The organism is Roseivirga seohaensis subsp. aquiponti (assembly GCF_001267955.1).
Taxonomy (GTDB): Bacteria; Bacteroidota; Bacteroidia; order Cytophagales; family Cyclobacteriaceae; genus Roseivirga; species Roseivirga seohaensis.
Genome location: NZ_JSVA01000026.1, coordinates 1 through 13,017 on the forward strand (window position 1 = coordinate 1; position 13,017 = coordinate 13,017).

Annotated in this window: 17 protein-coding genes; 10 read left to right on the top strand and 7 right to left on the bottom strand. The window is 39.7% G+C overall.

Translation table 11 applies throughout. The annotated features are described in order from the left end of the window. Positions 1–263 precede the first annotated feature (263 nt). The 7 genes from OB69_RS17445 to OB69_RS17475 are packed head-to-tail and all read left to right on the top strand — an operon-like array spanning position 264 to position 4,659. Positions 264–602, top strand: a complete 339-nt coding sequence (locus OB69_RS17445) for a PadR family transcriptional regulator (protein WP_053225050.1) — start codon at positions 264–266, stop codon at positions 600–602. Further along, complete coding sequence (locus OB69_RS17450; RefSeq protein WP_053225051.1) at positions 599–1,297, top strand: hypothetical protein; 699 nt, start codon at positions 599–601, stop codon at positions 1,295–1,297. The genes OB69_RS17445 and OB69_RS17450 overlap by 4 nt, the downstream gene beginning before the upstream one ends. Then, a complete protein-coding gene (locus OB69_RS17455) occupies positions 1,294–1,980 on the top strand; it encodes a hypothetical protein (protein ID WP_053225052.1) in 687 nt (228 codons plus the stop codon). The genes OB69_RS17450 and OB69_RS17455 overlap by 4 nt, the downstream gene beginning before the upstream one ends. After that, on the top strand, positions 1,977–2,657 hold the full coding sequence (locus OB69_RS17460; protein ID WP_053225053.1) for a hypothetical protein: 681 nt from the start codon (positions 1,977–1,979) through the stop codon (positions 2,655–2,657). The genes OB69_RS17455 and OB69_RS17460 overlap by 4 nt, the downstream gene beginning before the upstream one ends. Then, positions 2,654–3,301, top strand: coding sequence for a hypothetical protein (locus OB69_RS17465; protein ID WP_053225054.1), 648 nt, complete (start codon positions 2,654–2,656; stop codon positions 3,299–3,301). Before OB69_RS17460 ends, OB69_RS17465 begins: the two co-directional genes overlap by 4 nt. Next, positions 3,285–3,962: a hypothetical protein gene (locus OB69_RS17470; RefSeq protein ID WP_053225055.1), complete on the top strand. Its 678-nt coding sequence runs from the start codon at positions 3,285–3,287 to the stop codon at positions 3,960–3,962. Before OB69_RS17465 ends, OB69_RS17470 begins: the two co-directional genes overlap by 17 nt. Further along, positions 3,955–4,659, top strand: coding sequence for a hypothetical protein (locus OB69_RS17475; protein WP_053225056.1), 705 nt, complete (start codon positions 3,955–3,957; stop codon positions 4,657–4,659). Before OB69_RS17470 ends, OB69_RS17475 begins: the two co-directional genes overlap by 8 nt. 103 nt (positions 4,660–4,762) lie before the next feature. Here the strand turns inward: OB69_RS17475 and OB69_RS17480 are convergent, their stop codons facing one another. Then, positions 4,763–6,211, bottom strand: coding sequence for a DEAD/DEAH box helicase (locus tag OB69_RS17480; RefSeq protein ID WP_082338229.1), 1,449 nt, complete (start codon positions 6,209–6,211; stop codon positions 4,763–4,765). A 325-nt stretch (positions 6,212–6,536) separates the two neighbouring features. Here OB69_RS17480 and OB69_RS17485 point away from each other — a divergent pair, with 325 nt between their 5' ends. Then, positions 6,537–7,736 carry a sensor histidine kinase gene (locus tag OB69_RS17485; protein WP_053225057.1) on the top strand — a complete coding sequence of 400 codons (1,200 nt, stop codon included), beginning with the start codon at positions 6,537–6,539 and terminating at the stop codon, positions 7,734–7,736. A gap of 4 nt (positions 7,737–7,740) precedes the next feature. After that, on the top strand, positions 7,741–8,166 hold the full coding sequence (locus OB69_RS17490) for a response regulator (RefSeq protein ID WP_053225058.1): 426 nt from the start codon (positions 7,741–7,743) through the stop codon (positions 8,164–8,166). Positions 8,167–8,249: 83 nt separating this feature from the next. Here the strand turns inward: OB69_RS17490 and aroF are convergent, their stop codons facing one another. From aroF to OB69_RS17520, 6 genes are all read right to left on the bottom strand, one after another. Next, positions 8,250–9,260 (bottom strand): 3-deoxy-7-phosphoheptulonate synthase, encoded by a 1,011-nt coding sequence (gene aroF / locus OB69_RS17495; protein WP_053225059.1) that lies wholly within the window; start codon positions 9,258–9,260, stop codon positions 8,250–8,252. 114 nt (positions 9,261–9,374) lie between these two features. Next, positions 9,375–9,932: a hypothetical protein gene (locus OB69_RS17500; protein WP_157608624.1), complete on the bottom strand. Its 558-nt coding sequence runs from the start codon at positions 9,930–9,932 to the stop codon at positions 9,375–9,377. Between the two features lie 60 nt (positions 9,933–9,992). Continuing rightward, on the bottom strand, positions 9,993–10,766 hold the full coding sequence (trpA, locus tag OB69_RS17505) for a tryptophan synthase subunit alpha (RefSeq protein WP_053225061.1): 774 nt from the start codon (positions 10,764–10,766) through the stop codon (positions 9,993–9,995). Positions 10,767–10,841: 75 nt separating this feature from the next. Next, positions 10,842–12,023 carry a tryptophan synthase subunit beta gene (gene trpB / locus OB69_RS17510; protein ID WP_053225062.1) on the bottom strand — a complete coding sequence of 394 codons (1,182 nt, stop codon included), beginning with the start codon at positions 12,021–12,023 and terminating at the stop codon, positions 10,842–10,844. A gap of 277 nt (positions 12,024–12,300) precedes the next feature. Then, positions 12,301–12,657: a hypothetical protein gene (locus tag OB69_RS18665; RefSeq protein WP_157608625.1), complete on the bottom strand. Its 357-nt coding sequence runs from the start codon at positions 12,655–12,657 to the stop codon at positions 12,301–12,303. An 18-nt stretch (positions 12,658–12,675) separates the two neighbouring features. Then, complete coding sequence (locus OB69_RS17520; protein ID WP_221404892.1) at positions 12,676–12,834, bottom strand: hypothetical protein; 159 nt, start codon at positions 12,832–12,834, stop codon at positions 12,676–12,678. Between OB69_RS17520 and OB69_RS18820 the strand changes: the two genes are divergently transcribed. Next, the coding region (locus tag OB69_RS18820; protein ID WP_221404893.1) for a hypothetical protein at positions 12,835–13,017 on the top strand (183 nt) is incomplete at its 3' end.

Genomic DNA, 13,017 nt, shown 5'->3' on the forward strand with positions numbered 1-13,017 from the left:
TGTTTGAAAAATACGTCATCGGTATGACGAGGCACGAGGAAGAAAGAATCCGTCTTTTTGGAGTGTCTTTTCTTGACTCTTGACACCTTTTACAAACGGATTCCTACTTCACCTTTCGTTTCACTTCAGGCTCATCGGAATGACGGTGATTTTTATGTCAACGGAGTAAATAAAAAAATTAAACCCTGAATGTTAATCTCTTAACTACAGCAAAAAATAATACCCAAGTTTCTTATGCATAAGAAAATTATGTATACTTGTGCATGTCATCGAGTAAACTATTAAAAGGAAGTCTGGCCACCATTGTTCTCAAGCTGCTGGAAGAGAACGAAAAAATGTACGGCTATGAAATCACGCAACGGGTAAAAGAAATTACCGCAGGTGAATTCAAAATCACGGAAGGCGCCTTATACCCTACCCTTCATAAATTAGAAGCCGAAGGAATGCTTTCTACCGAAACACAAAAGGTAGACAATCGCATCCGAAAATACTACTCCCTTACCAAAGAGGGTAATGCCGAAGCCCAGACCAAAGTGGCCGAACTGGAAGAGTTTCTGTTGAATTTACAAAAGTTGTTGAACCCTAAATTAGGCATGGGATGAAATTAACGGTAGAGCAGCACGAACAGGTAGTCTTCTACCTTCAGCATTTAGACATTGACTCTCAAGAGTTATTCGAGGAGTTCTACGATCATATTGTTTGCTCCTATGAAGCTAGGCTCAAAAAAGAACCTGAGTTGGAGATTAAAACACATATTTGGCATCGTCTTCAGCCTGAGTTTGGTGGTGTAGGTGGCTTCAAAAAGGTGATTAAAAAACATGAAAAAGCCATTGGCTGGAATGTCAGCAAACGCGTATTCATTACTGGCCTATCGGCTTTTAAGGGAATAAACTTACTGTATTCTTTGGGCATATTTCTTTCCGCTTGGGGCTTAATGGCAACCACTCAAAATCTAACCATAATGGTTAGTTTAATTATTGCCTGCTTTGCCTTGCCTATGGCGGTTGTTATTCACAAACACTATCAGTTCAAAAAATCGATTCGAGAAAATAAGCCTGGTTATTACAGGAACCTGCGCAACAGTATTATTATGACTTACTCAACGATTTCACTGTACTTGCTCTATAATTTAGGGCAGCTTGTCTACGGAAGTCTAAATAACTACCTAGGTTTTAATCACCTCTATACTGAAGTTCCTTTGTTTCAAGCTACCCTGATTGGACTTGCTGCGCTTTACTACTACACCATGCTCACCGTTATGAAGCACGATTTCAAAACCAAACTGCTGACCACATGAGCCTGACCACTACACAGCATGACATATTGGTGAAGTACCTCAAAGACGTGGGCATTGGACATCAAGAGCCTTTCGAGGAATTTTATGATCATATTGCCACAGCAATTGAAAACGATAGACCTGAAGAATTAAGTGAGTACCTAATAGAAGTCATTCAACTTTCTTTTGGCGGAGTAAAAGGAATCAAAAGAATTGTACTGAGCCAAAGAAAAGCACGATCAAAAATGATCTGGAAGAGGATGAAGGAAATCTTCTTAAGCCTTTTTGGTTGGCCCGCAATTGGTATTGTAATGGTAAGCTTCATTCTCGTCCAAACCAGCTTTATTCAACTCGGAACAAAATTCACAATACTTATAACTGTTGGGTTAGGCCTTATTCTACCATATATAATCATTGCTTATGGTACCATTAGCTTTTATCAAGATTGTAGAAACAAAAACAAAGGATATCGAAATTCTGATCTGAATAGCTCTTTATGGCTGTTCATCCATTTGCCTTTTACATTCATTAATATTTTTGGAAACTTCTTAATACCAGTACTTGTAGGAAGAGAAGCCTTCAAGATTTTTGCAACTGAAAATCTCTGGTTCAACACTTCCCTATGCGCCATTGCACTACTTTATGGCTTTACCTGCTTAAAGCTTATGAAAGAGCAGTTCATTTTTAAACTGGAGGTGGCATGACAGCAAAAGAAGAGAAGATCATTTCGGTATTTATGAAAGATCATCGACTGCTATTTGAGGAGTTGTATGCTGAATTTTATGATCATATTGCTAGTTCATACGAAGCGAGAGCAGACAAAAGCCAGGACATTAACGCTCACCTTAAACAGGTTTTAAAGGATTTTGGCGGAGAAGATGGAATGAAGAAAATTGTCTGGGGACGACAAAAGGCTTATGCTCGCGCGTATCGAAAAATTGTGTTCAGTCATTTCAAAACCTACTTCAGGTGGCCTTTGCTAATGACTACGCTTCTCATCTCCATTCTAATTTTTCAGTTAACTCAGGTTTTTCAACCGTATTGGGTCATTTTCTATACCCTTATTGCCACAACAGGTTATAGTGTATTGTCTGGATTTAGAGTTATTATTACGTACAGAAGAAGCTGCAAAACTCTAAAATTACCCTATAAGTCCAGTCTTAAAAATGAGGCGATTGGTTACCCTGTTATTTGGGGGAGCTTCTTAATCAACATCTTTAGCGCGATGAATTTGAGGGAGTTGGTAGCCAACCATTTCGACACACACGGTAATCTTATAATTGCCGTAACAGTAGTTTTATCTACTCTATATATGGTCTATTTCCTTGCTGCTGAAAAGGCATATAAATCTGAACACAAACTCAAAGTTGATCTAATATGAAACTAGCACACTATCAAATTGAGCATATTCGAGAATATATTGATGGACAAAACATTTGGTACGATGACATCAAGAGTGAATTGCTCGATCACATCATTTGTAATGTGGAGCATCGGATGGCAACCAGTGACATCAAGTTTGTAGAGGCCGCTGCCTTAGCCATTGAAGAAATCAATCCTTCGGCAATACAAAAAGAAAGACTGAAGGTGGAACACATTGCTACTTTTAAGGAAGTTTATCAAGAGATTATTGGCTTGTTCTCTGGCTCTAAAATTTACTTGGCCGTGGTGGCTATTTTGGCTGGTGTACTTCTGACCACAGTCAGTAACGATTTGGAGGAAACGCTAAGATTATTTAGCACAATGGCTTTAACCGCCCTCTTTTTAAATTTCTTTGCTCGCACTTATTTCAATCGAAAATTCAAGCCTCTATACAACTCGTTCTTCATGAGTCGGCTCAATACTGTTTATACTTCTGCATTACTTTCTACTTCACTAGTTGGCTTATTGTTAACCGACTGGCTAGTTCAAAACCCGGTGGCTTTGATTATTTACATAAGCACCTTCAACCTTTACCTCATTGCAAGTTTTAGGGTATTAAACCGAACTTTCAACAAACTCAGAAACCATGTCGCTTACCGTTGAGCAAATAGCAGCAATTAAAGCCTTTATCAACAAAAGGGGCTTCAATACCATTGAAGTGGAAATGGAAGCACTTGATCATATGGCCAGTAAGGTAGAAGCATTGCTTGAAGAAAAACCCGATATGAACTTTGATTTGGCCATAACGAAAGCACATGCAGACCTAGGCGTTTTTGGCTTTGCTACTTTTGAGGATGCGATAAATTCAGGTTACGCTGCCAGCCTTAGAAAAACCAGAAATTCAGAACTGAAATCATACCTTTTTGGCTCTAAGGGGCTAATTACCTTAGCTATAATTACCATTGCATTTTCAATAGAAAAAGTAATTCCTACTCCAAATTCAGAAGAAATTGCAGCGATTAGCCTCTACTCATATGGGTTTATTCTGTTGTTAATTAGTGTAATTACAAATATAAAAGTCTACCGAAAATGGCGTAAAAAGTCGCTTGTTATCCAAAATATTTCTATGACCGCTAGTGGTGGCTCCTATCTTATTGGACAGTTAATTAAAACCATGATTGAATTTGAACTGATAAACCAATCAGCCATTCCATTAGTATTTATTGTTACTTTTTCAATAATGACTGTGAATTCACTAATAAGCTTTAGCATAATTCGTGATGCTATTAAATCAAGTGAAGAGAAATATTTAAAATATGCCTAGTACTCCTCTTACTCAAGAACAGATTACAGCCATCAGGACTTTTATCAACAAGCGTGGCTTTAACACCATTGAAGTGGAAATGGAGGCGCTTGATCATATGGCGAGTAAGGTTGAAGCTCTGCTAGAGGAAAAACCCGATATGAACTTTGATTTGGCCATTACCAAAGCGCATGCATCCTTCGGGATTTACGGCTTATCTACTTTGGCAGAATCAATCGAAGGCGGTTTGCTTCAGCGTTTCAAGCGACAGTTCTTTAAAGAGCTTCTATCCTATTTCAACAGTTCCAAAATACTTATACCCATTGGATTGGCTATAATAGGCTACTTTCTTCTAACCCAATACCCTGCAAACGATAGAGGAATGTTTCTTCGTTTGGGATTTCTTGTTTATGGATTCCTTTTGGCTATTATCCCCTATTACATCCTTAGAAAAGGAATGAAAAGATGGGAAAAGAGATCCAGCTTTGTCAAAATGAGCACTTATGGCTTGTACATTACTCAATTTGGCTTTGGTCAAATTTTTGGCATTGCTACTGAAACACTTTATAAATCAGGCTCATTGATTTTTCCTTATGTATTTATAGCTGGCTTTGTATTAACCTCGCTTAGCGTTTTCATCAATTATGATTTAATGAAATGGGGAATCGCTACGGTGAACGAAAAATGGGCAAAGTATATGCCTGAGGTGGCGGTGTAGTTTTTAGACCCTCAATATTAGTAGATTAAGTTTAAACACCACAAAAAAAGTCTGCTGAAATAAATCAACAGACCTTCTGTTTTACTTGATCAAGCTGTTTGGCCTAATCTCTATTTCCTTTATTCGGCCTTGAGTTTCCGCTGCGTTGACCGCCAGAATTACCTCTAGGCGCTCCACCGCCTGAACGTGGGCCATCCGAATTTCTTCTTGGGGCACCTCCTCCAGAACGTTGTCCTCCAGTACCGCCAGACTTGCGTTGTCCCCCGCCCTGTCCGTCCGTTCTTCGCTGACCACCCTGACCTTCATTTCTTCTTTGTCCGCCTTGACCACTACTACCTTGACTTGAACCTCCTTTACGGAACTCCCGTTTTCTTCCTCCACTCGACCTTCTTGGTTCATCTTTTGGTGCAGGTGGTGCAGCGCTTGGCTCATAACCTTCCATAACTTCGATCTGAAGCTTTTGTCTCAAGAGCTTCTCTATACCATGCACCAAATCATGCTCATCGTGACTGACTAAGGAAATAGCTTCACCACTTGCTCCTGCCCTACCTGTACGGCCAATTCTATGCACGTAATCCTCTGCCACATTCGGCAACTCAAAGTTGATTACATGTGGCAATAAAGGAATATCCAAACCTCTGGCTGCAATATCAGTCGCTACTAATACTCGGGTGGTTCCATTCTTAAAACCTTCCAAAGCTTTGGTTCTTGCGCCTTGGCTTTTATTACCGTGAATCGCTAAAGAGGCGATTCCATTTTTCGTAAGCTTTTCGCTTAGCTTATTAGCCGCGTGTTTAGTTCTTGTGAAAATCAATACCTGACTCCAGTTACCTTGAGAAATCAACTTGGTTACTAAAGAGGTTTTCTTCACCTTATCTACATGGTACACCTTCTGAATCACCAATTCCGCTGCGGTGTTCTTTGGTGTAGCTTCCACCAAAATGGGGTCGGTCATAAAACTTCCTGCCAACTGCTTAATTTCAGTAGAGAAAGTAGCCGAGAACAATAGATTTTGACGCTTTCCTGGCATTAATGCCAATATCTTTTTGATGTCGCGCAAAAAGCCCATATCAAGCATTCTATCGGCTTCATCTAAAACTAAAATTTCTACCTGACTTAACGATAAAGCCCTTTGGTTGTATAAATCGAGTAAACGACCTGGGGTAGCTACTAAAATATCCACTCCGTTGCGCAAAGCACGCACCTGTGGATTTTGGTTTACTCCGCCAAAAATAACGGTAGACTCGATGCTTAAGAATTCACTATACTCTTTTACGTTTTCATATACCTGAGCAGCAAGCTCACGTGTGGGTGTTAATACCAAAGCCCTAATTGGTCTTCTTTTAGGCTGTTTGCTTTCAGATAAAATCTGTAGCATTGGCAAGGTAAAACCTGCCGTTTTTCCCGTTCCGGTTTGGGCAGAAGCTAGAATATCTTTTCGCTCTAAAATGGGGGGAATTGCTTTTGTTTGGATGGGAGATGGCTCAGTATAACCCTTTTTTGTGATCGCGTGTAAAAGCGAATCAGAAAGCCCTAATGACTTAAATGACATATAAATTAATTACGAAACAAGCGAACGAGAGCGCCCACTAAATGGTGGAGCTTGTCACTTGATGATTTGACTATGTTAAAATATTAAGCAGAAGAAATGTCTGGTCAATTTCACAAGCCATTTCGAAGTGCGAAACAAAGGTACACCTAATTTCTACCATTGTTGGGTTTTATTGAGAGTTTCGGAAACAAAAGGATGAGAATCAAAACCAGATTAGACCTAAATTTAATAATATACATTAAGCAAACTGAAGCAATCATTCCCTTATATTTAATGTTAGTAAATATGGAATTCTTATTCCAGCCTTCTAATTAAAATCAAACATGTGAAAGACTACAAAAAATTAGTTGACGAGACTTTATTCTTTATTGCTCAAAAAGGATGGGCCATTAACGAAAACTCTTTCTACGATTCGTTAGCGTTGTTTTTAGGCGAGAAATTAGACATGGCTTATGTGCTAATTGACAAAATTGGCGAAGAAGAAGGGAGCGTAGAAACGATTACATTTGCTGCAAATGGTGAGATAAAAACCAACATTTCATACCCTCTTCAAAACACCCCTTGCGAAAACGTAGTAGGCAAAAACCTGTGTGTTTATTCTAACAATATTCAGAAACTTTTCCCTAAAGACGATATGTTGGTGCCTCTAAAGGCTGAAAGTTACATTGGCATTCCTCTATGGGATTCTGAAGGAAAGGCAATAGGCTTAATTGCTTTATTAGACACAAAACCAATCACTAACGCCTCGGCCATTGAGACCATCCTACAAATTGTGGCTGTTCGGGTAGCTCATGAGATAGAGCGGAACAATTATGAACAAGCGCTGCTTAACAAAAACAAGGAATTAGAAAGGCAAAACAAAGAATTAGAACAATTTACTTATATCGCTTCACACGATCTTCAGGAACCCTTGCGCACCTTAACAAGTATCAATCAGCTGTTTCAGAACGAGTTTCAAGGGAAATTAAATGAGCGAGGCGATACTTATTTAAAGTTCATCAACCAATCGGCTCAGAGAATGCAACTCTTGGTCAAAGGTTTATTGGATTACTCTAAAATTGGAAAGCTCGACAACTTTACTGAAGTGGATTGCAACCAAGTAATTAGTGAAGTTTTAGCTGACATTTCACTGACTATAAATGAAAGCAAGGCAAGGATTACAATTGAAAATTTACCTATAGTGCGAGGCTATAAAACTGAACTGAACCAGCTCTTTCAGAATTTGATCGTCAATGCAATGAAATTTAAGGATAAAGATGTAATCCCTGAAATCGAAATTTCAGCCACTGAGCTCGAAAAAGAATGGTTGTTCTCTGTAAAAGACAATGGTATTGGCATAGATGAAATTGATAAGGAGAAGATTTTTGTGATCTTTAGAAGGTTACATGATAGAAGTAAATATGAGGGTACTGGGATTGGCCTTTCCAACTGTAAAAAAATAGTAGAGCTACACAACGGGAACATTTGGGTAGAATCTGTGTTAGGAAAGGGAAGCACTTTCCTTTTTACCATTCCCAAAGTTTAAATCTGTGAATAATAAACTCAACTGCATATTGCTGATCGATGATGATGATGCCACGAACTTCATTCATCAAATCATCATTAAGAAATCTAATATTGCAGAACAGATTGTCACAGCCTTAAATGGGAAACAAGCAATTGAATTTTTAACTAAGAATGGTGAAGACGCTAATACCGAGAATACTCTCCCTTCATTAATTTTTCTCGATATCAACATGCCTGTAATGGATGGATGGGGGTTTATAGAGGCCTATCAAAAACTCTCAGAAAGTGTGAAAAACCAGATCATTCTCGTTATGCTCACCACCTCGTATGATCCTGACGATAAAAAGAGAGCCCTACAAATCCCTGAGATTTCTGAGTTTGAGAAGAAACCTTTAACCTTTGATATGCTCAACCAACTTATGGAAAAATACTTCCCCGAAAATAGTTAAGTGAAGAAAACACCTCTCTTTTAACAAAAAAACCTGTCAGTCTAGAAACTAACAGGTTTAAAAATCATAGCTCTCTCTTCAAGCTAAAAACTTTCTCTCAGTTCGAAAGTCTTGCGCATTCGGTTGATCATTTTTGTAGACTCTTCGAAGTTCAGCGTTTGCTGTCCATCTGAATAAGCCTCTTCTGGTTTTTCATGCGTTTCGAAGATTACGCCATCGGCACCTGCCATAATACTGGCCAAAGCGATAGGCTCTACAAAGTCGCGGATACCAATTCCATGCGATGGATCTGAAATCACTGGTAAATGCGTTTTCTCTTTCAAAACAGCAATCGCATTCAAGTCCATGGTGTTTCGTGTGGCACTTTCATAAGTACGAATACCTCTTTCGCAAAGCAAAAGCCTTTCGTTCCCCCCACTGAAAACATATTCGGCAGAAGAAAGCAGTTCGTCAATGGTGCCAGAAATACCACGCTTGATCATTACGGGTTTATCTACTTTACCCAATTCATCCAGCAGGTTGAAGTTTTGGGTGTTCCTTGCACCTACCTGATAGATATCGGTGTACGGATACATTTCGGCAATTTGAGAAACCTGCATTACTTCGGTAATGATTTTAATACCAGCTTCTTTGGCCAATTGATACCACAATTGTAAACCTTCAATCCCCAAACCACGGAAAGAGTAAGGCGAGCTTCGGGGTTTGTATACTCCTCCACGCATAATAGAAATGCCATTTTCTTTCAAGTGACCAATCACCTTTCTGATCTGGTCTTCACTTTCGATAGAACATGGCCCAGCCATAATTTGAAAACCACCTTCTTCAATCACAACGCCATCGCCAAGGTCGATAATGGTAGGTTTTACCTTCCACTTTTTCGATACCAGTTTATAGTCGTCCGATACAATATGAATATCGCTGATGCCTTCCATATGGCCGATTTCACGGATATCGAAATCTTTTTTACCAGTTCCAATCAGGTATTCTCCCTTTTGGGTAATCACGGTAGTCGGCTTATATTTCAAGCCTTTCACCCTATTGACAATGGCCTCTTTTTGGGCCGCGTTAATGCCTTTTTCGAATTGTATAATCATAGTATTTAGTCATTGGTCAATAGTCATTGGTCAATAGCGAGAGCTATAACCTTGACTATGATGTTATATTTTTAATTTACGATATACGATTTATGATGTACACTCCTCACATCATTATTTGCAGTATGAGTTACTAAATGAAATGGTTTTTAAAGCCGCTATGAACTCTTTCTCCGTTCTATCAGAAAGGCCCCATCCATAGAAATTAAACTTGGTAACATCAACTCCATCTACTTTTAAACTATCAATGAATACTCCGGAAAACCCACCAAGCGTATCTAATGGTGTGACAAACTTTACCTTGAAGCAGTCAATACTATCATATTGATAACTATGATGAGGTTTATACGCTCTGATAAAAGTTGAATCATTTGGAATCATACCCTCTTCATTAGGTTTCCAATTTTCCAGATAACTCTCGTACATTTCAAAAGCTATATCTCTTTCTTCAACATCTTGTGAAAACCATCCTAAGTCAAATATCAAGGTATCCCCTTCGGAAGTAATAACTCCACCTACATAGCTATCAATGCCTTTTAATCTGATCTTCTCCCAATCACTTGGTACTTCCATTTCGAACTTTTCAAAGTCCACGAGCTTAAACTCTCCCTTCTCACAGGCGAATAATGAAACTACTAGAGAAATGACAAGAAGGAAATTACTAAATTTCATAGCTGCTAGATTTATTCCTGTTTTTCTGATTCACTGATATACTGTTCCACTGATTCCTGATCACCCAATCACTGATCTTACAAAACCAGAAATCTTCTCTTCCAAATTCCCTTCTTCCGAAATGGCTTTAATAAAGGCGCTGCCAATAATGGCTCCGTTGGCATTTTCGCAGGCTTTATCAAAGGTTTCTGCATTTGAAATCCCAAAACCGATGAGGGTCGGGTTTTTCAAGTTCATATTTTTTACGCGAGCGAAATAGTCGGATTGATCTAATGAAATACTGGTCTTTGCCCCAGTGGTACTCGCTGAAGAGACCATGTAGATAAAGCCGTTTGAATTTTCGTCAATCTGCCTAATTCTGGCCTCAGAAGTTTGAGGAGTGATTAAGAAGATATTATACAAGCCATGCTTTTCGAACATTGGCTTATAAATTTCTAAATACTCAAACATCGGTAAGTCAGGCAGAATCACCGCGTCTACTCCTACTTCTTCGCACTTTGCGCAAAAATTTTCTACACCAAACTGCACAATTGGGTTTACATAACCCATCAGCACAATCGGTACAGAAACCTTGTCTCTAATGCCTTTTAATTGATTGAAAAGTACTTTCAATGTCATGCCGTTTTCCAAAGCCACCCCATTGCTTTCTTGAATGGTCGGGCCATCGGCAATGGGGTCGGAATATGGAATTCCAATTTCGATCAAGTCGGCACCCGAAGTTTCAAGCGCTTCTAAAATTGTCGTAGTATCGTTCAGTTGAGGATAACCCGCAGTAAAGTACACGTTCAATACGCGCTCCTTTTTGTTCTGAAATAATTTATCTATTCTGTTCATTTTTGTGTGTCTTGGGTCTTGCGTAATGAGTCTTGAGCTGATCACTCAACACTCAATACTATCTACTCCATACTCCTAATACTTTCCCCATTTAATGTAGGTCTCCAAATCCTTATCTCCACGGCCAGAAAGGTTGATGACCACTACATCAGAAGGATTGAAAGTCATTTGATTAAGCGCGGCAAAGGCATGCGCGCTTTCTACGGCTGGAATAATTCCTTCGGTTCTGCTTAATAGCACGCCTGCTTTCATGGCTTCTTCATCGGTTACACTGTAGAATTTCGCTCTACCGGTTTCAAATAAATGGGCATGTACTGGGCCAATTCCAGGGTAATCCAGTCCTGCAGAAATTGAATAAGGTTCTACAACTTGGCCGTCTTCCGTCTGCATTAAAAGTGTTTTACTACCGTGAAGAATACCTGGTTTTCCTAAAACCGTAGTTGCTGCAGATTCTCCCGTATGATTTCCCAAACCAGCGGCCTCCACTGCTACTAATTGCACGTCTTCTTCATTATAATAGTGGTAGAAAGCGCCAGCAGCATTGCTACCTCCGCCTACGCAAGCGATGACGTAATCTGGGTTTTCCTTACCCTTCTTCTCCAACAATTGGGCTTTAATTTCTTTGCTAATAACCGACTGAAAGCGAGCCACCATTTCAGGATATGGGTGAGGCCCCACTACCGAACCGATAATGTAGTGCGTATCGGTTGGATTATTGATCCAATGCCGCATGGCTTCGTTGGTGGCATCTTTCAAGGTTTTGCTACCACTTTTAGCCGGGCGAACTTCAGCGCCTAAAATGCGCATCCGCTCTACGTTTGGTTTTTGACGCGCCATATCTACTTCGCCCATGTACACAATGCATTCAATGCCCATCAGCGCGCAAACCGTAGCAGTTGCAACCCCGTGCTGGCCTGCACCAGTTTCGGCTATAATTTTCTGTTTGCCCAGCTTTTGCGCCAACAGGATTTGGCCTACTGTGTTGTTCACTTTATGCGCTCCTGTATGGCAAAGGTCTTCTCTTTTAAGGTAGATTTCCGCACCGTACTTTTCGGACAAACGCTCTGCTAAGTATAAAGGGGTTGGGCGACCGACAAAATCACGAAGCAAATGATTGAATTGCTTTTGAAAATCAGGTGCCTGAACAATCTGTTCGTAGTTCTCTCGTAGTTCTTCAATGTTTGGGTACAGCATTTCAGGAATGAATGCTCCTCCAAAATTCCCGTAATACCCTCTTTCGTCTACTTGTATTTTCATTTCCTTTTGTTTTCTAAACTCTTATATATTCGAACCGTCATTGCGAACGCTTGCGCATTAGCTTCAGTGTTGGCGCAGGAAGTAGACTTGTCGATAGACAAGATTACGACCGCGGCAATCTGTTTATTCCAACCTCGAGACTGCCGCGTTCTTTATCTCCCTCTGGTCGAAAAAGAACTCGCAGTGACGGCTCTTTACACTGTCCGTTCGAACCGTCATTGCGAGAAACAAACCTTACGATAGTGAAGGTTTGTGACGAAGCAATCTGTCCGTTTCATCACGGTTCCATTGTTAAAAACAGAACCACAAACTCAATTGAATAAACCAATACAGCCATTATCACTGGTAAAATCATTAATCTTTTATCTATGTTCAGCACCTTCACTGGTCTTCCGAAATACAAATAGGCTAAAACCAAGAACTTTAAAATTAAAGCAGGAAATATAGAACCGAAATCTATTTCTCCATTGTATTCAAAACTATTCCAAGTCCTCATTACAATCACTAATAAACTAGAAGTAGTACTAAAAACTATCAGAACCCACCCAACTCTCGTCAAGAGCAAATACAAGAGCCCCCCCACGAATGAAATGACTCCAACAATACAAAGCCTTATATATACGTAATTGACCATGAAATCACTTGTGAAAGATTAATCAAATACCAATCCTCCATAAGTGTAAATCACGAATGCATTCACAAACAAAGTCAGTACCCCGAAGATCAAATACCCAAAGTTCACTGGCTTTTGTGTCTTTGGATAGAAGAACTTCACAACCCTAACAAAAGGATTGATTTCAGCTTCTTTCATATGCCCACTTTCTTCGGTCATTATAACATATTCTTTATCACTCTTTATCGTCCCGAAACTTCGAGTTCAGGACGTCTGTTCGAACCGTCATTGCGAGGAAATGGACGTTCGATAGACAAGTCCATGACCGAAGCAATCTCACTGTATCTAAAAAAGAGATTGCTTCGTCACCTTTCTTTGCTA